This is a genomic window from Streptosporangium longisporum (assembly GCF_039534895.1).
Classification (GTDB): domain Bacteria; phylum Actinomycetota; class Actinomycetes; order Streptosporangiales; family Streptosporangiaceae; genus Streptosporangium; species Streptosporangium longisporum.
Genome location: NZ_BAAAWD010000006.1, coordinates 203,656 through 224,975, shown reverse-complemented (window position 1 = coordinate 224,975; position 21,320 = coordinate 203,656). Strand labels below are relative to the sequence as shown.

General features: G+C 72.9%; 16 protein-coding genes and 1 tRNA gene. 11 read left to right on the top strand and 6 right to left on the bottom strand.

Going from position 1 to position 21,320, the window contains the following annotated elements:
* Positions 1-58: 58 nt before the first annotated feature.
* On the bottom strand, positions 59-442 hold the full coding sequence (locus tag ABD832_RS05165) for a nuclear transport factor 2 family protein (protein WP_344889119.1): 384 nt from the start codon (positions 440-442) through the stop codon (positions 59-61).
* A gap of 102 nt (positions 443-544) precedes the next feature.
* Between ABD832_RS05165 and ABD832_RS05160 the strand changes: the two genes are divergently transcribed.
* Entirely contained in the window at positions 545-1,483 is a 939-nt protein-coding gene (locus ABD832_RS05160) for a LysR family transcriptional regulator (protein WP_344889116.1), read from the top strand.
* Positions 1,484-1,558: 75 nt separating this feature from the next.
* On the opposite strand, the gene ABD832_RS05155 is transcribed toward ABD832_RS05160, so the two are convergent.
* The 4 genes from ABD832_RS05155 to ABD832_RS05140 all read right to left on the bottom strand — a co-directional run bounded on the left by ABD832_RS05155 (position 1,559) and on the right by ABD832_RS05140 (position 7,349).
* Complete coding sequence (locus ABD832_RS05155; RefSeq protein ID WP_344889113.1) at positions 1,559-2,767, bottom strand: cysteine desulfurase-like protein; 1,209 nt, start codon at positions 2,765-2,767, stop codon at positions 1,559-1,561.
* A 139-nt stretch (positions 2,768-2,906) separates the two neighbouring features.
* Positions 2,907-4,580, bottom strand: a complete 1,674-nt coding sequence (locus ABD832_RS05150) for a TROVE domain-containing protein (protein ID WP_344889110.1) — start codon at positions 4,578-4,580, stop codon at positions 2,907-2,909.
* Positions 4,581-4,879: 299 nt separating this feature from the next.
* Positions 4,880-4,939, bottom strand: a tRNA-Ser gene (locus ABD832_RS05145).
* A 253-nt stretch (positions 4,940-5,192) separates the two neighbouring features.
* Entirely contained in the window at positions 5,193-7,349 is a 2,157-nt protein-coding gene (locus ABD832_RS05140; protein ID WP_344889107.1) for a 3-keto-alpha-glucoside-1,2-lyase-like domain-containing protein, read from the bottom strand.
* 242 nt (positions 7,350-7,591) lie between these two features.
* On the opposite strand from ABD832_RS05140, the gene ABD832_RS05135 reads away from it, so the two are divergent.
* The 5 genes from ABD832_RS05135 to ABD832_RS05115 all read left to right on the top strand — a co-directional run bounded on the left by ABD832_RS05135 (position 7,592) and on the right by ABD832_RS05115 (position 13,615).
* Positions 7,592-8,611: a LacI family DNA-binding transcriptional regulator gene (locus ABD832_RS05135; RefSeq protein ID WP_344889104.1), complete on the top strand. Its 1,020-nt coding sequence runs from the start codon at positions 7,592-7,594 to the stop codon at positions 8,609-8,611.
* Positions 8,612-8,817: 206 nt separating this feature from the next.
* Positions 8,818-10,164, top strand: a complete 1,347-nt coding sequence (locus ABD832_RS05130) for an extracellular solute-binding protein (RefSeq protein WP_344889101.1) — start codon at positions 8,818-8,820, stop codon at positions 10,162-10,164.
* Positions 10,165-10,353: 189 nt separating this feature from the next.
* Complete coding sequence (locus tag ABD832_RS05125) at positions 10,354-11,133, top strand: carbohydrate ABC transporter permease (RefSeq protein ID WP_344889098.1); 780 nt, start codon at positions 10,354-10,356, stop codon at positions 11,131-11,133.
* Complete coding sequence (locus ABD832_RS05120) at positions 11,133-11,984, top strand: carbohydrate ABC transporter permease (protein ID WP_344889095.1); 852 nt, start codon at positions 11,133-11,135, stop codon at positions 11,982-11,984. Before ABD832_RS05125 ends, ABD832_RS05120 begins: the two co-directional genes overlap by 1 nt.
* A 2-nt stretch (positions 11,985-11,986) precedes the next feature.
* Positions 11,987-13,615 carry an FAD-dependent oxidoreductase gene (locus ABD832_RS05115; protein ID WP_344889092.1) on the top strand — a complete coding sequence of 543 codons (1,629 nt, stop codon included), beginning with the start codon at positions 11,987-11,989 and terminating at the stop codon, positions 13,613-13,615.
* A gap of 133 nt (positions 13,616-13,748) precedes the next feature.
* Here the strand turns inward: ABD832_RS05115 and ABD832_RS05110 are convergent, their stop codons facing one another.
* Positions 13,749-14,564, bottom strand: a complete 816-nt coding sequence (locus ABD832_RS05110; protein WP_344889089.1) for a crotonase/enoyl-CoA hydratase family protein — start codon at positions 14,562-14,564, stop codon at positions 13,749-13,751.
* Between the two features lie 257 nt (positions 14,565-14,821).
* On the opposite strand from ABD832_RS05110, the gene ABD832_RS05105 reads away from it, so the two are divergent.
* From ABD832_RS05105 to ABD832_RS05085, 5 genes are all read left to right on the top strand, one after another.
* A complete protein-coding gene (locus tag ABD832_RS05105; RefSeq protein WP_344889086.1) occupies positions 14,822-16,372 on the top strand; it encodes an acyl-CoA synthetase in 1,551 nt (516 codons plus the stop codon).
* Between the two features lie 73 nt (positions 16,373-16,445).
* A complete protein-coding gene (locus ABD832_RS05100) occupies positions 16,446-17,327 on the top strand; it encodes a Zn-ribbon domain-containing OB-fold protein (protein ID WP_344893320.1) in 882 nt (293 codons plus the stop codon).
* Positions 17,328-18,347: a thiolase domain-containing protein gene (locus ABD832_RS05095; RefSeq protein ID WP_344889083.1), complete on the top strand. Its 1,020-nt coding sequence runs from the start codon at positions 17,328-17,330 to the stop codon at positions 18,345-18,347.
* Positions 18,348-18,432: 85 nt separating this feature from the next.
* A complete protein-coding gene (locus ABD832_RS05090; protein ID WP_344889080.1) occupies positions 18,433-19,590 on the top strand; it encodes a thiolase domain-containing protein in 1,158 nt (385 codons plus the stop codon).
* An 18-nt stretch (positions 19,591-19,608) separates the two neighbouring features.
* Complete coding sequence (locus ABD832_RS05085; RefSeq protein ID WP_344889077.1) at positions 19,609-21,201, top strand: acyl-CoA synthetase; 1,593 nt, start codon at positions 19,609-19,611, stop codon at positions 21,199-21,201.
* Positions 21,202-21,320: the final 119 nt, after the last annotated feature.

Sequence of the window (21,320 nt, the reverse complement as noted above, 5' to 3'; positions counted from 1 at the left end):
CTCCGGCCGGACGCCGCGTCCCCGGGGCACCGGGAGGCCGGCGGCGTCGCTGCCGGTCTCAGAACATGGTGTTCGCGTTCGCGGAGTGATCGGGAACGGCCTGCACCACGTCCCAGTGCTCGACGATACGGCCGTCCTCCAGCCGGAAGATGTCCATCACCGCGCTTCCGCGGTCCTCGGGCGAGACCTTCAGCAGGCTGTGGGCGACCACCAGATCGCCCTCGGCCACCATCCGCCTGACGTCGATACCGAGCTCGGGGAACCGCTCGACGAATCCCGACACGGCCGCCACGAACCCCTCGGGCCCGTCCGCCGCGTGCGGGTTGTGCTGGATGTAGTGGTCCCCGACGTACCTGGCCGCCGCCTGCGCGGGATCCTTGGCGTTGAAGGCCAGATCGAGGTAGGCCCGCACGACCTGTTTCCCATAATCAAGATCATTCATGATGTGGCCCTTTCCGGCTGATCGTCGATGCGGTTCCCACCTCACCAGACCCGTCCCGCAGCGGGGAAAGACCGTTCCGGACCCTCGCTATACCCTGCGGGTATGGTCGATCTAGAAGTTCGTGAACTGCGCTACTTCCAGGCGGTGGCCGAGGAGCTCAACGTCACGCGCGCCGCCCGGCGGCTCGGGATCGCGCAGCCGCCGCTCTCCAGGGCGATCCGCCGGCTGGAACGCCGCCTCGGCACCGACCTCCTCGATCGCACCGGCCACCGGCTCTCCCTCACCCCCGCCGGGCTGAGGCTGCTCGACGAGGCGCGCCGCGTCCTCGACGCCGTCTCCGCCGCCGCGCACCGCACCCGCAGGGCGGCCCGGCCCACCCTTGTGATCACGGCGAAGCCGTGCGTGGCGACCGGCCTTCTGCGGGACATCGTGTCGGCGGTCGCCGGGATGCCGGAGGCCCCGCACGTCGAGGTCGCCGTCAGCGGCTACGGCGAGCAGCCCGGCATGCTCCGCGACGGCCGCGCCGACCTGGCCCTGCTGGGCTCGCCGTACGACCTGTCCGGCCTCGAGGCCGAGCCGCTCCTCACCGAGCCGAGGGTGGCGGCCCTTCCGCGCACCCATCCCCTCGCCGCCCGCGCCGTTCTGACCTGCAGTGATCTCGCAGGGTCGCCGATGCCGCGATGGCCGGGCGGGAACACCGCCGAGCAGGACTACTGGGCGGGCCGCGACACCGCCCCGGGCGGCGAGCGGCCGGCCGGCCCGACGGTCCACGACACCTCCCAGCTCCTGGAGGTCGTCGCGCTCGGCCAGGCCGTCGCGCTGATCCCCTCCTCGTTCACCGGGCGGTACCACGGGGACGACATCGTGTACCGCCCGGTGCGCGACGCGAGCGCGTACACGATCGCCGTCGCCTGGCGCGAGGGCCTGCGCGATCCGTGGATCGCCCGGGTGGTCCGCGCCGCCGCCGAGGTCGCGGCCGACGGCACGGACCGCGCGGAGCCCGCGGAGCCCGTCCGGTGCCGCGTTCCCCAGAGCGTGTAGGCGGTGGCGAGGGGCCGGTCCCCGGAACGCCCCTGGGCGGGATCGGCCACGGTCACCCGTCGTGACCGGGTACGCCTAGACCCGGCGGGCCAGCTCGCGGACGCCCTCCAGCAGCCGGTCCACGTCGGAGGCGTCGGTGTAGGGGGCGATCCCGGCCCGGACCGCGCCGGTGTCGCCCAGGCCCAGCCGCCGGGAGCACTCCAGGGCGTAGAAGTTGCTCGCGGGGGCGTTGACGCCGCGCCCGGCCAGGAACCGGTAGACCTCGGCGGGCTTGACGCCGTCGACGGAGAACAGCGTCGTGGGCGTGCGCTCGCGCGTCGCCGCGCCGTACGAGGTCACCCCGGCGATCTGGGCCAGGCCGGTGTCGAGCCGGTCGAGCATGGACCTCTCGTGCGTCTGCAACGCCGCCATGGAGGCGGCCAGCCGGTCGCGTCTGCTCCCCTCGCCCGGCACGAGATCGGCGAGGAAGTCGACCGCCGCCGTCGTCCCGGCCAGCAGCTCGTACGGCAGCGTGCCCAGCTCGAAGCGCTCGGGCACCGCGTCGGCGGAGGGCAGCAGCTTGTCGGGGTGGATCGTCTCCAGCAGGGCCGGGTCGGCGGCGAGCACGCCCAGGTGCGGGCCCAGGAACTTGTAGGGCGAGCAGGCGTAGAAGTCGGCGCCGAGCCGGGCCAGGTCGACCGGGGCGTGCGGCGTCAGGTGCACGCCGTCGACGTAGAGCAGGGCCCCGGCCGCGTGCACGCGCTCGGCGATCGCCGGGACGTCCGGCCGGGTGCCCAGCAGGTTCGACGCGGCCGTGACGGCCACCAGCCGGGTGCGCTCACCGAGCAGCCCGGCGATCTCGGCCACGTCCAGCTCGCCGCGCCCGGGGTCGAAGTCGGCCCAGCGGACCGTGACCCCGCGCGCCTCGGCCGCCTGCACCCAGGGCCGGATGTTGGCGTCGTGGTCGAGCCGGGTGACCACCACCTCGTCACCGGGACGCCAGTCCTTGGCGAGCGTGCGGGCCATGTCGTAGGTGAGCTGCGTCATGCTCCGGCCGAACACGACGCCTCCCGGCCGGGCGCCGAGCAGGTCGGCCATGGCCTGGCGGGCCTCGGTGACGATCCGGTCGGCGCGCCGCTCGGCGGCGGTCTCGACCCCCCGGTTGGAGACCGCCGACCCCAGCGCGCCGGCCACGGCCCGCGCGACCCGCTCGGGGACCTGTGAGCCGCCCGGCCCGTCGAAGTGCGCCGCCCCCTCGTCCAGGGCGGGAAAACAGGCCCGTACGGCCGCCACGTCGTATGCCATGAGGTCTCCTCTGTCGCGCCTGCGGCCCATCCTGCCAGGGCACGACCGGCACGAGGCGGGCCGGTGTCGTGCGACCGGGCGGGGGGCCGGTCCGCGACCGGCAGGAGGCGGGCCGGTCGCGGACCGGCCCGCCTCGTTCTCAGCGGCTCCGGAGGAAGCCGTTCACCACCGACGGCAGGGACGCGTCCAGGCCCGCCATGTTGAGCACGCCCGCGTCCTTCGGGTCGCCGATCGAGTGCCCGGCCGCGGTCATCGCGGTGACCACGACGCGCACCTGCGGGTTGACCGCCTCGCGGTAGGCGGCCAGCGCCTGGCTGGGGTGGGAGCGGCCCGCCCAGGTCTCGTTGTCGGTGAAGACCACGATGCCGTCCACGTGCCGCTTCTTCCGCAGCGCCCAGTCGAACGGCAGCGACAGGTCGGTGCCGCCCCCCGAGGGCCGCCAGGAGGCGATCTCCCGCAGGTTCGTCCGCGCGCTCACCCGGGAGGCGTGCACGGCGGTGTCGACGTCGATGACGTGCACGTTCCCCCTCTCGATGCGGGCCAGCATGACCGCCATGGCGCAGCCCACCTCGTACGGGGAGCCGATCTCCGACCCGCCCACGGTGAGGCGGCCGCCCCAGGTGCCGCTCATCGACCCCGAGGAGTCCACCGCGACCAGCAGCCGCCTGTCGGACGGCTCGACCGTGCCGAAGGAGAGCTCGTAGGTCTCCTCCAGCGCGTCCAGGATCGCCGGGACCGGCCGCCACGTCTGGACCTCGGCCCGCGGGTTCGGCCGGGAGCGGCCCGAGGCGTAGACGCGCAGGGCCAGCCACGCGTCCATCGGGTGGATCCGCGCCCGCAGCAGCGCCTCGGCGTCGGTGAGGCGCGCGACCGCGCGGCCGGTGGCGTCGCCCAGGGGGACGAGCGTGCCGATCCTGGTCATCCGCGCGAGGTTGCGGATGAGCGCGGTCAGGCCGACCGTGTCCACCAGCGCGTCCCAGACCTCGGGCTCGCGCAGCATCGCGTCGGGCAGGAACTCCCACGGCACCCGCCGCCCGGACACGACCCGCACGGCCTCGGCCGGCGTGGTGACCGCCCTGGCGGTGAGGAACGCGTCGATCGCGGGCAGCGCCTCCCGGGCCGCGTCGTCGCCGACGTTGCCCGCGATCCAGCCGAACAGCGCCCGGTGCGCGGGCGTGGCGGCCGCGGGGTGGGCGATGCGCAGCACGTCCCGCAGCGCGAGGGCCTCCCCGGCGGGGGTCCTGCGCTGCATCGCCTTGCACGCCCGGAACGCCACCGCGTCCGGCTCGTCGCGCAGGAACCAGCTCGCCAGGGTCGTCCGCAGCGCCCGCCCTGCGACCAGGGAGGAGCCGTTGCGGCTCGGCTTGCCGCCGAGAGCCTTGAGGTAGCCGACGAACATCGCCAGGTGGTCGGTGGTCCGCACGACCAGCGGGAACGCGGCCTTGACGGCCTGGCGGGTGCCGGGGTCACCCCGGGCGAACGCCGCGGCGAGCGCGAAGACGGCCGGGCGGGGCTTGGGCGCGCGGGGCGGCCGCGCGGTGGAGACGTCCACGATCAGCCGGACGGCGCGGGGGCCGTCCTCGTCGATCGCCCGGAACAGCACGTCGGCGTTGTCGGCCGTCAGCCGGTCCTCGCCCACGTAGTACGTGCCCCCGGTGGTGCCGAGGATCAGGAAGTCCTCCAGCCCGTTCCAGACGTCCTTGGCGAAGCCGTAACCGCCGGCGTTGTTGCGGACCTGGTCGCGGCGGCCGGGGAGGCGCCGCATCTGCGACGTCACGATCGTGGAGATCCTCGCGAGTGGATCACGTGCCATGGCGCTCTCCTTCTGGCTCGACCCGCCGGGGCGGATGCGGGGACGCGGCCCGCCGGGGTGCGGGCACGCGAAAGGGGAGGGCGGATGTGGTGACGAACGCCGGGCTTTTCCAATTGCTCTGCCGTCTGAGCTACACCGTGGCCGGGCCACGGTGACGGGACTCGAACCCGCGACCCATTGATCCCATAACCGACGTTCTTCGACCCGCCCTCCCCTTCCGGTCGGTCCTGCCGGTGGTACGGATGTGGGAGCTCCGACCGGCATAGGTGTCCTGGGCCGCTGGACGACGGATCCACGGGTGGATCCGGCGGGATTCGAACCCGCGTCACCCGCTGAGAAGGCGGTAACCGACCGGATTCGACCCGTACCGCAGGCAGGACCGACCGGTTCACCGGGCCGGGAGAAGACGCGGATGTGGCGACCCCGGCCGGCGTCGAGATCCGAGGATCCCGTCAGGAATCGAACCTGTGAACCGATGACCGACCGGGCTCGACCCGTGCCCTCTCCGAGCCCGGCGAACCACGTGAAACGCTACAGAGCCACCGCAGACCGCGCACCTGCATTTCCGGTGGGGCTCACCCAGGCAGCCCGCGTCCGGGGCCCTACGGGGTCCTACGGTGTCGTGACGAGCAGGTCGTCGAGGGTCGCGGTGCCGGAGTGCATGCGCAGGCCGACCCTGCCGGACGCCGGTCCGGTGGCGGGGCCGGCCCAGGTGAGCACCTGGGCCCCGTCGACGAAGCCGGTGACGGCCGGGCCGGACATGGTCACCCTGAGCGTGCGGAACGTGCCGGGGACGACCGGGACGGAGGCGCCGGCGAGCAGGGTGAGCGTGCCGCCGCTCTTCCTGTACAGGTCGGCGGTGTCGGTCGTGTCGTTGAGCCGGAACAGGTAGAAGTCGGACGTGCCCGCGTACCGGAAGACCAGGCCCGCGTTGGCGCCCGCGGTGTTCACCCGGACCCGTCCCTGGACGGTGTGGTCGGTCCAGGGGACGGAGCCGGTGACGGCGAGGCTCTCGGCGGGCGCGGTGGAGGTCTGGGAGTACGCGCCGCCGGTGACCGACCACGACCCGCCGGAGGTCGTCCAGCCCGCCGCGTCGCCGTCGCCGAAGTCGTCCGACAGCAGGACGGTGGCGGGGACGGCGGCCGACTCGTGCGCGCCGCGGTCGGGGGAGCCCTGGTAGAGCGCGGTCCCGAAGAAGTCCCGGCCGCCGGACGGGGAGACCGCGACGCCGCTGTCGATCGCGGGTGAGCCCGGCCGGAGCCGGTAGGCGCCCGCGGAGGCCAGGCCGGTCGCGCCGCCCGGCGTGACGAACCGGGGATCGGCGATGATCTCGTGGGGATCGTCGGGCTGGGAGGCGTTGGTCCCCCAGTAGAGGTTGTGGTCGTAGGTGACGTTGCCGCCGATGCTGTAGGCGCCGCCTGCCTGGTTCACGAAGATGTTGCCGACGTAGGCCACCTGCCCGGTCGACGTCCCGGTCATCTGGCCGGTCTGCCCGGCCGAGCGGTAGAAGACGTTGTTGTGGACCTTCAGGTCGCCCGACCCGTTGACCAGGTGGAACACCCCGACGCTGCGGTCGAGGTCGTTCTGGGAGATGTTGTAGCGGAACACGTTGTCGTCGGTCTGGTCCATCACGAGCAGCGTGCCGCCCTCGTTGTCCTGGCTGTAGTTGTACTGGTAGACGCTGCGGTAGACCTTCTGGTCGAAGTCCCAGGGCTGGCCGTCGCCGTCGAGCCTGCGGGTGCGGAAGGCCTGGTTGAACTGGAAGACCGCGTCGGTCGTGGCGTACATCCACTGCGCGGCCACGACCGCGATGTCGTCGAGGTACGGCAGCGCCGAGGTGGTGGACTCGCCGATCCGGTCGGTGGTGTTGTGCTCGACGAGCGGGGCCAGCCCGGACCGGACGAGGATCCCGTCGCGGTGGATCCGGGTGACGGTGTTGCCGCGGATCACCAGGTTCCGGAAGGCGTCGAGGTCGTGCGCCCAGGTGGTGTTGAGCAGCGCGTCGGTCATGGTCTGGATGCCGGTGTCGGCGACGTTGTCGATGGTGTTGCCCTCGATGAGCACGTCCGTCCAGGTGCTCTCGGGGTCGGTGGCGGCTCCCCGGGCGTGGACGTTGATCCCGCCGGTCCGCCGGTCGGTGCCGAACACGTCGTGGACGTACATGTTCCTGACGTGGATGTGTGCGAGGTTCCCCGCGCCGGTGCCTTCGCCGACGACGAGGACGCCGCTGCGCCGCCGGTCGGTGGGCTGCTGCCCGCTGGTGATCTCCAGGTCGCCGATCTCCCAGTGCGAGACGTTCCGCAGCCGCACCCCGAAGCCCTCGCCGTTCACGGCCGTGTCGGCGAAGTCGACGCGGGGCCTGGCCCCGGTGCCGTACCGGCCCAGCACGATCGGCGATCCGGCCGCTCCCGAGCCGCGCAGGTCGAGGTACTGGCCCGTCCAGACGCCGCCGGACCTCAGCAGGATCCGGTCGCCGGGCCCGAAGGTCTGGGCGTTGACCTTGCCGAGCGTCCTCCAGGCCGTCGAGGGCGAGGTCCCGGCCGCGGTGTCGGAGCCGCCGGTCGCGTCGACGTGGTAGGTGGTCCCGGCGACGGCGGCGCGGGAGACCCCGTCCGTGCCGGTGTGGACGGTGCCGGTGTGGACGGTCGCGGCCGTACGGGAGACGGCGGCCGTGCCGGCGGGGGAGACGGTCCCGGCCGCGTGGGCGGCCTGGGGAAGGAGGAGTGCGCCGACGAGCGCCAGGACGGCGGAGGTGCCGGAAAGCCCCACGCTGATACCTCTGATTCGTATTAGTAATACATGACCTGGGAAAACGTGCTCGCCTCCGATTCGTACCGGGAAGGTAGCCCGCAGGCTTCGCGACCGTCAAGGGCGGGTTTCCGGCAGGTTTCGAGATTCTTTCGCCGAAGGTGTTGACAGCGCCCCGTCCGTCTTGCAAGGTTTCGCCAATACGAATCAGCCAACATCCCTTGATGGCTGTCTCCGCTTGACTGATACGAATTAGGAGAGTGATGGAGGGACAGCGGCGCCGGGCCCGCCAGGCCGACGTTGCCAGGCTCGCGGGCGTCTCCCAGGCCACGGTCTCCGCGGTCGTCAACGGCCGGGGCCCGGAGACCGGGATCCCGGAGCAGACCGTCCAGCGCGTGCTGGAGGCGGTGCGCCAGCTCGGCTACGCCGCCAACCCGGCGGCCCGCAGCCTGCGCGGGAAGCGCAACCGCCTGCTCGGCGTCCACACCTTCGAGTCGATCTTCCCGGTCGACCAGCTCGACTTCTACCACGAGTTCCTGGTCGGCATCGAGCAACAGGCCGTCGCCGACGGCTACGACCTGGTGCTGTTCGCCTCCACCGAGGACCTCGACGGCCGCCGCCGGATCTACACCGACGGGATGAACCGGCTCGCGCTCGCGGACGGCAGCGTCCTGCTCGGTGTCGAGCCCGGCTCCACCGAGCTGGCCCGGCTCGCCGCCGAGGGGTACCCCTTCGTCCACATAGGACGCAGGACCGTGCCCGGCACCGAGATCTCCTGGGTCGGCGCCGACTACGCCAGCGCCACCCGGGAGGTCGTCGGCAGGCTCGCCGCGCTGGGCCACCGGCGCGTCGCCTACGTCACCGGGCCGGACCGGATGGAGGTCTTCCTCGACAAGGAGGCCGGCTACCGGGCCGGCTGCGCCGACGCCGGACTGCCCGAGCTGATGTACGTCACGTCGCAGCTCGACCCGGCCTGGGTCGACGCCGCGCACGCCGGCGGCGTCACCGCCGTCCTGGCCGAGAACGAACCCCTGGCCAGGCAGCTCGTCGCCGCGCTGGCCGAGCGCGGCATGGCCGCTCCCGCGGACATGTCGGTGGTCGTCCTGGTGACGATGACCGAGAGCGGCTGGAGCAGCCTGCGGATCCCCCGTAACGAGATGGGCCGCGGCGCGGTGAAGATGCTCACCCGTATCCTGGCCGGTTCCGGGGACCCGGGCGACCAGCACCACCTGCTGCCCTGCGGCCTGCCCGACGACCACATGATCGGCCCGCCCAGATCCTGACCACGACCGAACCCCCGGTTCCCGGCGACACCCGATCGGCCCGCCCGGACCCTGACGACGAACCACGACCGGCTCCACGGCTCCCGGCGACCGCCTGACGGCCCGCCAGGCTCCCGGCACGGACGAACACCTCCCGGTTCCCGGCGGTCCAGCGCCGGGAACCGCCCTTCCCCCTTTCGAATCACCCTCCGAAACAGGAGCAGCTCATGATCACAAACCGGTGGACGGCCGTCGACAGGCGCGGATTCCTCGCCGCCGCGACCGCCGCGGGCGTCCTTCTCGCCGTGACGGCCTGCGGGACGGGCGGCGGTGGTGCCGGCGGCGCCGGCGGCGCGACCGGCGCGGGAGGCGGGGACGCGAACGCCGCGCTGACCGTCTGGTTCCCCGGCAACTCCGCCCCGGAGATCGAGCTCGTCACCAAGAGGCTGGTGCCGGAGTTCGAGGCCGCCAACAAGGCGAAGGTCCAGGTCACCTTCGTCGACTGGGCTCAGATGTCGCCCAAGCTCAACGCCGGTTTCGCCGGCAACAGCGCCCCCGACGTGTTCGGCCACGGCCCGGCCGCCGCCGCCGGTTTCGCCGCGGCCGGGCGGATCGAGCCGCTCGACGACCGGATCGCCGCCCTGCCCGCCGAGGACAGGACCGACCTCGCGCCCTACCTGGCCGGTGGCCGGGTGGACGGCACGCAGTACCTGATCCCGCTGGGCGGCAACGGTGTCCTTGTCGCCTACCGCAAGGACCTGCTGTCGGAGGCGGGCGTCACCGAGCCGGCCACCTGGGCCGAGGCCGCCGAGGCGGCGAGGAAGCTGACCGTCCGCGAGGGTGGAACGATCCAGCGGGCCGGGCTGATGCTCCAGTCCGCCAAGATCCAGCGCGTGCAGAGCTTCCAGGGGCTGATCGGCTCCGAGGGCGGCACGCTGCTGTCACAGGACGGCCGGAAGGTCACCTGGAACTCGCCCGAGGGCGTGAAGGCGCTGGAGTACTTCGCCGGTCTCTACAGCGGCGACGCCAGGGTGAGCGACCAGCTCGGCCGCGACTTCGCCAACCAGCCCGCCGGGCAGAACCCGCTCGCCACCGGCAAGGCGGCGATGGTCTCCGCGACCGCCGGGCAGGTGCTCCAGATGGTCAAGGCCGTGCCCGGCCTCGCCTCGAAGATCGGGGTGCTGCCCCCGCTGAAGGCCGCGGACGCCAAGACCTTCGGCGGGGCGACCACCGGCCTGTTCGTCAACGCCGACTCGGCGAGGAAGGACCTCGCCTGGAAGTTCACCGCGTTCATGGTCTCCGAGGGCGTGAACGAGCGCTACGCCGAGGCGGTCGGCGGGCTGCCGGTGCGCGCCTCGGCCGCCCAGGGCGCCTACGTCACCGGGCAGCCGCTGCTGAAGCCGTTCATCGACGCCGCCCCCGCCTACCAGGGCAGCCCGAACGTCCCGGCCTGGGTGCAGGTCCGCGACGTGCTCGACAAGCACCTGGAGGAGGCGCTGGCCGGGAAGGCGACCGCGAAGAAGGCCCTGGACGACGCGGCGGCCGAGGCCGGGCCGCTCCTCGCGGCCCAGTGATGGCGCTGCTGGCCGAGCGCGGCGGCGACCGGCCCGCGGCGCCGTCGCGGGCCGGTCGCCGGGGGATCCGGGCGATCCGGGGGGGCCCGGGGCACCTCGGGCAGGGGCCCGACCGGCCGCCGCAGGCTCGTCGGGCTCGTCTTCACCGCCCCGGTCCTGGTCTACCTGGCCGTCTTCCAGCTCTTCCCGGTGCTGTACGGGTTCTACCTGAGCTTCACCAGCTACAGCCCGCTCGACCGGGGCGCTCCCCGGCCGGTCGGCGTCGGCAACTACACGGTGCTGCTCGGCTCGGCCGACTTCCTGAAGTCCCTGCGGGTGACCGTCCAGTTCGTCGCGGAGGTGCTGCCGTTCGCGGTCGGCATCGCGCTCGGCCTGGCACTGCTGGCCAACCGGAGGATCCCCGGCATCGGGCTGCTGCGGGCCGGGTTGTTCCTGCCCAGGATCGTCCCGCTGACGGCGGTCAGCCTGGTGTGGCTGTGGATGTACTCCCCGGACGGCTGGTTCAACGACCTCGCGGGCTCCCTCGGCCTCGCCCCTCGCGACTGGCTCCTCGACGAGGACACCGCGCTGCACTCGGTCGCGGTCATGCGGGTGTGGAAGGCCCTCGGCGGCAACATGGTGCTCTTCCTGGCCGGGCTCCAGGCGATCCCGGGCGTCCTGTACGAGGCCGCGAAGATGGACGGCGCGGGCGCCTGGGCACGGTTCCGGCACGTGACGCTGCCCGGTCTGCGGCCGGTGATGGTCTACGTGGTCACGATCAACATCGTCTACCTGTCGCAGTCGTTCGCCGAGATCTTCATCCTCACCGGCGGCGGGCCGCTCGGCTCGACCACGACCACCAATTACCTGATCTACCAGGAGGCGTTCCAGAACAACCGGTTCGGCTCCGCCAGCGCCATGGCCTTCGTGCTGTTCGCGGCGATCTTCGCCTTCGCGCTCGTCGCGATGCGCGGGAACGGGAGGAAGTGATGCGCAGGCCGGGGTCCGTGGTCGCGCTGGTCATCGCCACGCTGCTGGTGCTCGTCCCGTTCTGGTGGATGGTCTCGATCGCGTTCAAGCCCGAGTCGGAGGTGTTCTCGGCCGAGCCGAGGCTGCTGCCGGACGATCCTGTCCTGGACAACTTCTCCGTCGCCCTGGACGCGGGCAACCTCGCCACCGCGATGACGAACTCGCTGGTCGTCGCCCTGCTGGTGGTCGCCGCCAACTGCGTGTTCGCGCTGCTCGCCGGGTACGCCTTCGCCAAGCTGCCCTACCGGGGAAGCAACGCGATCTTCATGACGATCGTCGCGACCACGATGGTGCCGGTGGCGGTGACCGTCATCCCGCTGTTCCTGATCGCCAAGGGGATCCCGCTGGCGGGCGGGAACGACCTGCTCGGGCGGGGCGGCTCCGGGCTGCTCGACTCGCTGGCCGGGCTGACCCTGCCGCACCTGATCGGGCCGCTCAACGTCTTCCTCGCCCGGCAGTACTTCATGGGGCTCCCCGACGAGCTGGGCGAGGCCGCCCGGGTCGACGGCGCGAGCGAGTTCCGGCTCTTCTGGCGGATCTACCTGCCGCTGGCGAGGCCGCTGGTCGCGACCGTCGCGGTGTTCGCCTTCACCGCCGTCTGGGACGACTTCCTCTGGCCGCTCGTCATCACGAGCTCGCCCGGGACGCAGACCGTCCAGCTGGCCCTGAGCCAGTTCCTGACCGGCGGGAACGTCGCCTACGGGCCCGCCATGGCCGGCTCGGTGCTGGTGCTGCTGCCGGTCCTGGCCGTCTTCGTCTTCAACCAACGCAGTTTCGTCGCCGGCCTGTCCGAGGGCGGCGTGAAGGGATGATCATGCAGGAGACGCACGCGCCGGTGCTGGTGGTCGGCGGGGGCCTCGGCGGTGTCGCCGCGGCGCTGACCGCCGCGCGACTGGGCCGGCGGGTGGTGCTCACCGAGGAGACCGACTGGCTGGGCGGCCAGCTCACCGCCCAGGCGGTCCCGCCGGACGAGAACCCGTGGATCGAGTCGCGCTACGCCTCGCCGAGCTACCGCAGGCTGCGCGAGGGCATCCGCGGCCACTACCGCCGCAACTACCCGCTGCGGCCCTCGGTGGCCGCGCAGCGCCTGCTCAACCCGGGCCTCGGCGTGGTCAGCGGGCTGTGCCACGAGCCCCGGGCGGCGCTGGCCGTCATCGAGGAGATGCTGGCGCCGTACCGGACCGCGGGGCTGGTCACCGTCCTGCTGCGGCACGTGCCCGTGGCGGCCGAGGTGACGGGCGACCGGGTGGACGCGGTCACCTTCGCGCGGCCCGACGGGACCGAGGTGATCGTGACGGCCGACTACGTCGTGGACGCCACCGATCTGGGCGACCTGCTCCCGCTGGCCGGGGTCGAGCACGTGGTGGGCGCCGAGGGCGTCGCCGACACCGGGGAGCCGCACGCCGCGCCCGTGGCCGACCCCCTCGACCAGCAGGCCGTCAGCTGGTGCTTCCCGCTGGAGTACCGGCCGGGCGAGGACCACACGATCGACCGCCCGGCCGGTTACGCCCACTGGAGCACCCACCGGCCCCCGTTCTGGCCCGGACCCCAGCTGTCCTGGACGGACGTGGAGCCGATCGACCTGTCGGTACGCTCGCGCGGCCTGTTCCACGACAACGGGCACGTCCCCGGGGAGCACGATCTGTGGCACTTCCGCCGGATCGTGGCCGCGGAGCAGTACGAGCCCGGCGTCATCTCCCGCGACGTCACCCTGGTGAACTGGCCGCAGATCGACTACTGGGACCGGCCGCTGATCGGCCCCGGCGCCGACCGGGACGCCGCGCTGGCCGGTGCCCGCGACCTGTCGCTGTCGTTCCTGTACTGGATGCAGACCGAGGCCGGATACCCGGGCCTGCGGCCGCGCCCCGACCTCGTCGGCACCGAGGACGGCCTGGCCAAGTCGGTGTACGTCCGCGAGTCGCGGCGGATCAGGGCCGAGTTCACCGTGCTGGAGCAGCACGTCGGGGTACAGGCGCGCGAACGCCTCACAGGGTCCCTCGCCGGGTCCCTCGCCGGTTCCGAGGTGTTCGCCGACGCGGTCGGGCTGGGCTCGTACCGGATCGACCTGCACCCGAGCACGTCCGGCCGCACCTACGTCGACGTCGACTGTTACCCCTTCCAGATCCCGCTCGGCGCGCTGCTGCCGCAGCGGGTCGACAACCTGCTGCCCGCGAACAAGAACATCGGCACCACCCACGTCACCAACGGCTGCTACCGGCTGCACCCCGTGGAGTGGAGCATCGGCGAGGCCGTGGGCGCGCTGGTGGCCCAGGCGCTGGCCACCGGCCTGCCGCCGCGCAAGATCCGCTCCGACCCGGCCCGGCTCGCCGACTTCCGGCGGACGCTGACCGAGACCCTCGGCATCGCCCTCGCCTGGCCGGAGGAGATCAGGACCACCCCGTGCGGCCGGCAGCCCGCCGTCCCGCAGCTCGTGGAGGACTGACGCGACCGCACCGGCCGCACCGGCCGGGTCCCGTCCGGAGCCCGCCGTTCCGGGGCCCGCCGTCCACCGGTTCGCGGGAGACGGGAGACCGGCACGACCGCCCCGGCCCGGCCCGTGAGGGACGGGCCCGGGGTCACTCGCCCCGGTAGACGGCCGGGCGCTTCTCGCGGAAGGCGCGCGAGCCCTCCTCGGCGTCCTCGGAACCGATCACCGGCCAGCCCAGGCCGTCGGAGACCTTCAGCGCCTCGGCCTCGGCCATGCCCAGGGTCTCGCGGTAGGTGCGCAGGATGGCCTGGACGGCGAGCGGGCCGCACTCGGCGACCTGGCCGGCGATCTCCAGGGCGACGGCCAGCGCCCGGCCGTCGGGGACGACCCGGTTGACCAGGCCCATGGACAGCGCCTCGGCGGCGGTGACGGCCCGGCCGGTCAGCAGGATGTCCATGGCGAAGGCGTAGGGGATCTGGCGCGGGAGGCGGACGGCCGAGCCGCCCATCGGGAACAGGGCACGCCTCGCCTCGAACAGGCCGAGCGTCGCCGACTCGGCGACCACCCGCAGGTCGGTGCCGACCAGCAGCTCGGTGCCCCCGGCCACGGCGTACCCCTCGACCGCGCAGACGACCGGCTTGGACGGCAGCGCCTCGGTGTCGCGGAGCAGGCCCTTCCAGTGGAAGTCCGGGATGGCCGCGGCCCGCTCCCTGACCCGGGGGTCCTGCGAGGGGGTGCCCATGGCCTTGAGGTCGGCGCCCGCGCAGAACGTCCCGTTCGCGCCGGTCAGCACGGCGACGCGCACCCCGGGCTCGGCCGAGACGTACGCCCAGGCGTCGGCCAGGCCGACCAGCATGTCCGTGGAGAGGGCGTTGCGCGCCTCGGGCCGGTCCATGGTGACGACGACCACGTGGCCGTCACGCTCGATCCGGCAGTGCGGGGTGCTGATCGGCAGAAGCTCCACGGGACGACCTCCGTTGGTCACGAGCACGTGCCCGGCACTCCTGGATCGGGTGCCGCAGGGCGTGAAAGAGTCGAGGTCCGGGCGGGACCGGTGGCTTATATCAAGCGCTTGCTCGGCATGTCTCCCGGGGTTAGTCTGCCCATGCGTACAAGAACGAATTCTTGTTCCATCTTTCCCGTTCCGCCAGGGGTTGAAGCAAAAAAGAGAACGTGATTCACCCTGACGGTCCTGAGGCCTTTCGACAGAGAGGACGGCCGATGGGCACGCTCGGTTTCTGGAGACTGGCCGCCGCCGACCCCGCCTGGGTGGCCGCGGTGGACCCGGACGGCACCGAACACCGCGCCGGCGACCTCCTGGCCCGTGCCAACCGGCTCGTCCACGGCCTGCGGGACCTCGGCCTGCGGCCGGGCGACGGCGTGTGCGGGCTCGTGCCCAACGGCTCCGACGGGCTGGTCCTCTACCTGGCCGCCCTCCAGGCCGGGTGGTACTACACCCCGATCAACTGGCACCTCACCGGCCCCGAGATCGGCTACATCGTCGCCGACAGCGAGGCCGGGGCGTTCTTCGTGGACGAGCGCCACGCCGAGGAGGGCATGCGCGGCGCCGCCGCGTCCGGCATCGCCCCCGAGCGCGTCTTCGCCTTCGGCCGCATCGAGGGGGCGCGGCCGGTCTCGGACCTGACCGACGGGCGGCCGGACACCGCCCCGGCCGACCGCACCGCGGGCGCCACCATGCACTACACCTCCGGCACCACCGGCAGGCCCAAGGGGGTGCGCCGCCCCCTCAGCGGGCTGGACCCCGACGACGCCGCCGAGCTGATGACGTTCCTGCTCACCCTGTTCGGCGTCACCCCGCGCGGGGAGAACGCCCACCTGGTCACCTCGCCGAACTACCACACCGCGGTCACCCAGTTCGGCGGGACGGCCCTGCACATGGGACACACCCTCGTCCACATGGACAGGTGGGACGCCGAGGAGACGCTGCGGCTCTGCGAGAGGTACCGCGTCACCAGCTCGCACATGGTCCCCACCCACTTCAAGCGCCTGCTCGCGCTCCCGGCCGGGACGCGGGCGAAGTACGACCTCTCCTCGCTCCGGTGGATGATCCACGCCGCGGCCCCCTGCCCGGTCCCGGTGAAGTGGGCGATGCTCGAATGGTGGGGCGACTGCATCTACGAGTACTACGCCGCGACCGAGGGCGGCGGCACCATCGCCACCCCCGAGGGCTGGAGGCGGTACCCCGGCACGGTCGGCACCGCCTGGCCGATCAGCGAGCTGCTCATCGTGGACGAGGACCTGGAGCCCGTCCCGGCCGGGACCCCCGGCACCGTCTACATGAAGATGGCCGGGGTCGCCTTCGAGTACAAGGGCGACCCGGCCAAGACCGCGGCGAACCGGCTGCGCGACCACTTCACCGTCGGCGACATCGGCTACCTCAACGAGGAGGGCTTCCTCTTCCTCTGCGACCGCAAGGCCGACATGATCATCTCCGGCGGGACCAACATCTACCCGGCCGAGATCGAGAACGAGCTGATGGTCCACCCCAAGGTCGCGGACGTGGCCGTGTTCGGCATCCCCGACGACGAGTGGGGCGAGCAGATCAAGGCCGTGGTCGAGCCCGCCCCCGGGGTGCCCCCCTCGCCCGAGCTGGCCGCCGAGCTGGTCGAGTCGCTCCGGGGCCGCCTGGCGAGGATGAAGTGGCCCCGCTCCGTCGACTTCATCGAGGAGATGCCCCGCGAGCCCAACGGCAAGCTCCTCAAACGCAAGCTGCGTGACCCGTACTGGGAGGGACGCGAACGTGCCATCTAGCGAGACCGCCGGGCACCCCGGCGACGGCGGCAAGCACGGAGACCCCGGCGGCGGGGACAGGGACGGCGGCGCGCTGCGGGCGACGCACGTGCTGGAGTTCCCCGGCGGCTACACCCGCACCACCGGGCCGGTGATCGGGCGCTTCCTCACCGAGCTGCGCGACGGGCGCCTCGTCGGGGTCCGCACGGCCACCGGGCGGACGCTGGTCCCCCCGCTGGAGTACGACCCCGACACCGGCGAGCCGGTCACCGGCGAGTACGTCGAGGTCGGCCCGGCCGGCACCGTGGAGAGCTGGGCGTGGGTGAACACGCCGCGCAAGGGCCACCCGCTGGACCGGCCGTTCGCCTGGGCCCTGATCCGGCTGGACGGCGCCGACACCGCACTGGTGCACGCGGTGGACGCGGGCGACGTCAAGGCCATGCGCCCGGGGCTGCGGGTCCGCCCCCGCTGGCGGGCCGCGCGCACCGGCCACATCACCGACGTCGAGAGCTTCGTGCCCGAGGTCACCAGGATCGTCTCCGAGGTCCGCGTCGAGTACACCGTCACCCCCGGCCTGGCGCTGACCCGCTTCCTGGAGGGGGTCGCCCAGGGCGTGCTCATCGGCTGCCGGTGCGGCACCTGCGGGAAGGTCTACGTGCCCTACCGGCTCTCCTGCCCCGAGTGCGGCGTCACGATCACCGAGGAGACCGTCGTCCCGGACACCGGCACGATCACCACCTTCGCCATCAACAACCTGCCCGACCCGCGTGCCCCCGAGGTGCCGTTCGTCTCGGCGTACATCCGGCTGGACGGCACCGACATCCCGATGATCGCGCTGGTCGGCGGGGTCCCCGCGCACGAGGTGCGCCAGGGCATGCGGGTGCGGGCCGTGTGGGTGCCCGAGGAGGAACGGACGATGTCCATGTCGAACATCAGGTGGTTCACCCCCACCGGCGAGCCGGACGTGGAGCTGTAGATGCGCGAGATAGCGATCGTGGCGTTCGCGCAGACCCGGCACAGCGCCGTCGACGAGGGGCAGAGCGAGTCCGAGCTGATCCTGCCGCCGCTGGACGAGGTCAGGGCCGCCACCGGGCTGCGCACGTTCGGCTTCACCTGCTCGGGGTCGTGCGACTACCTGGCGGGCGCGCCGTTCTCCTTCGTCTCCGCGCTGGACGCGCTCGGCGCCTGGCCGCCGATCTCCGAGAGCCACGTCGAGATGGACGCGGCCTGGGCGCTGTACGAGGCGTGGGTCAGGCTCCAGCACGGCGACGTCGACACGGCCCTGGTCTACGGCTTCGGCAAGTCCTCCCTGGGTGACCTGCGGGAGATCATGACGCTTCAGCTCGACCCGTACTACCTGGCCCCGCTCGGCCTGGACCAGGTCTCCTTCGCGGCGCTGCAGGCGTCCGCGGTGGGGGCCGACCGGGCCGAGCTGGACGAGATCGTGCGGCGCAGCCGCGCCGACGGCCGGGCCAACCCGCACGCCCTGGACCTGCCGGAACCGGAGGGAGGGCAGACCGAGGTCGCGCCGCTGCGGCCGTACGACATCGCGCCGATCACCGACGGCGCCGCCGCGCTGGTGCTGGCCGCCGGGGAGGTGGCCAGGGAGCTCGCCGAGCGCCCGGCCTGGATCACCGGGATCGCCCACCGGATCGAGCCGCACTACCTGGGCATGCGCGACCTGTCCCGGTCGGTCTCGGCCGCCGGCGCGGCGCGGGCCGCGGGGGTCGGCAAGGGCGGCGTCGACGTGGCCGAGCTGCACGCGCAGTTCAGCCACGAGGAGGTCGTGCTGCGCCGGGCGCTGGAGCTGCCCGAGGGCACCCGGATCAACCCCAGCGGCGGCCCGCTGGCCGCCAACCCGGTCATGGCCACCGGCCTGATCAGGATCGGCGAGGCGGCCGGGCGCATCCTGGACGGCACCGCGGGCCGCGTCGTCGGGCACGCCACGGCCGGTCCCTGCCTGCAGCAGAACCTCGTCGCCGTGATGGAGGCGTAGCCGATGGAGCCGACGGAGCCGACGGAGCCGACGTGGGCGGCGGGGCCCGCGGGCCGGGGAAGCGAGCGAGGAACGGTGAGCGAGCATGAGCAGTGGTGACCCCTGCGCCGTCATCGGCGTCGGCCAGACCCGCTACACGACCAAGCGGCACGACGTCTCCATCGCCGGGCTGGTCCGCGAGGCCGCCCAGCGTGCCCTGGTGGACGCGGACCTGACCTGGAAGGACATCGACGCGGTCGTCATCGGCAAGGCGCCCGACCTGTTCGAGGGCGTGATGATGCCCGAGGCGTACCTGGCCGACGCGCTGGGCGCCGCGGGCAAGCCGATGATGCGGGTGCACACCGCGGGCTCGGTCGGCGGCTCCACCGCGCTCGTCGGCGCCTCGCTGATCCAGGGCGGCGTGCACGAGCGGGTGCTGGTGGTGGCGTTCGAGAAGCAGTCGGAGTCCAACGCCACCTGGGCCCTGTCCACCCACCTGCCGTTCAGCGCCTCGCTGGTCGTCGGCGCGGGCGGCTACTTCGCCCCGCACATCCGCGAGTACATCCGCCGCTCCGGCGCCCCCGGGCACGTCGGCCACCTGGTGGCCGTCAAGGACCGGCTCAACGCGCTCAAGAACCCGTACGCGCACCTCAAGATCCCCGGCATCGACCTGAAGATGGTCGAGTCGACCCCGATGCTCTGGGAGCCGATCCGCTACCTCGACACCTGCCCGTCCTCCGACGGCGCCTGCGCGATGGTGCTGGCGGCGGCCGACAAGCTCACCGGCACCACCCCCGCCTGGGTGCTGGGCACCGCCATGCGCTCCGAGCCGATCTTCCGCGCGGGCCGCGACACCGTGAACCCGCGGGGCGGCAAGGACTGCGCGGCCGACGTCTACCGGCAGGCCGGGATCACCGACCCGCGCAGGGAGATCGACGTCGCCGAGGTGTACGTGCCCTTCTCCTGGTACGAGCCGATGTGGCTGGAGAACCTCGGCTTCGCCGCCGAGGGGGAGGGCTGGAAGCTCACCGAGTCCGGGGCCACCGCCCTGGACGGGGACATCCCGTGGAACCCCTCGGGCGGCGTGCTGTCGAGCAACCCGATCGGCGCCTCCGGGCTGATCCGGTTTGCCGAGGCGGCGCTCCAGGTCCGCGGCATGGCCGGGGAGCACCAGGTCGACGGGGCCCGCCGGGCCCTCGGGCACGCCTACGGGGGCGGCGCGCAGTTCTTCGCGATGTGGATGGTCGGCAGCGACAAACCCTGATCCCCCAGGAGGGGTGCGATGGAGTTCAACCACGCGGATCTGTTCGAAGGACTCGCCGACGCGATCGGGGATCGCGTGGCCGTCGTCTGCGGCGATCGCCGCCTGACCTACGCCGGGCTGGACGCGCACGCCAACCGGCTCGCCCACTTCCTGCACGACCGCGGCGTGCGCGCCGGGCAGCACGTGGGCGTGCACCTGTACAACGGCGTCGAGTACGTCGCGGCGATCCTGGCGGCGCTCAAGCTCCGGGCGGTGCCGGTCAACGTCAACTACCGCTACGTCGAGGCCGAGCTGCTCTACCTCTACGACGACTCCGACATCGTGGCGCTGCTGTACGACGTGGAGTTCGCAGACCGGGTGGCGGCCGTGGTGCCGCGCGTCCCCGCCCTGCGGCACCTGGTCGCGGTGGGCGGCCCCGCCACGGTCGAGGGAGCGGTGCGCTACGAGGAGGCGCTGGCCGGGCGGCCGGAGACCCGCGGGTTCCCGGCGCGCTCCGGCGACGACCTCTACATCATCTACACCGGCGGGACCACCGGCATGCCCAAGGGCGTGATGTGGCGGAGCGAGGACCTGTTCTTCGCCTTCGGCGGCGGCAACCCCTACGGCGAGCCGCGCACCAGCCCGCAGGAGGTGATCGACGCGGCCGTCGCCTCGGGCCCGATGACGATGATGGCCGTCGCCCCGCTGATGCACGGCGCCGCCCAGATGGCCACGTTCATCACCTGGTGGATGGGCGGCACCATGGCGTACGTGCGGAAGTTCGACGCGGCCGAGGTGCTGCGGACGATCGAGCGGGAGAAGGTCCTGAGCGTCAACATCACCGGCGACGCCATGGCCCGGCCGCTGGCCGACGAGATCGCGACCGGCGGGTACGACCTGTCGTCGCTGTTCGTGCTCAGTTCCACCGGCGCGATCCTCAGCGGGTCGGTGCGCGCCCGGCTGGAGGAACTGCTCCCCGGCCGGATGATCATCGACAGTTTCGGCTCCACCGAGTCGGGCTACACCGCCTCGGCGGTCCCCGGCTCCTCCCCGGAGGCCGGGCTGCGCTACCAGGCCAACCCCACCGCCGGGCTGGCCGTGCTCGACGGGTCCCTGGAACCGGTCGTGCCGGGCTCGGGCGAGGTGGGCACCATCGCCAGGAGCGGACGCATCGCCTCCGGCTACTACAGGGACGAGGCCAAGACGGCCCGTACCTTCGTGACCGACCGGCACGGCGTGCGCTGGCTGCTCACCGGGGACATGGCCACGGTCGAGAAGGACGGCACCATCGCGATCCTCGGCAGGGGGGCGGTCTGCATCAACACCGGCGGGGAGAAGGTCTTCCCCGAGGAGGTCGAGGCGGTCCTCAAGGGTCATCCCGCGGTCTTCGACGCGGTGGTGACCGGCGTCCCGGACGAGCGGTGGGGCAGCCGGGTGGCCGCGGTGATCGAACCGCGCCCGGGGACGGCCCCGACGGCCGAGGAGCTGCGGGCCCACTGCCGGGAGAGGATCTCCGGCTACAAGGTGCCCCGGACGTTCGCGTTCGTCGAGGAGATGGTCCGCTCCCCGGCGGGCAAGGCCGACTACCGCTGGGCCAGGCGGACGGCCGAGGCCGCCGAGCAGTCCCCGTAGTCCCCGCCTGACCCGAGCCCGCTCCGCACCCGGGGCCCCGTGTCCGGGGTCCCGCCCGCAGAGCAGATGCCCGGACCTCCGGAGGGCAGGTGCCCGCAGGAGACGGTGCGGGGGGCCGG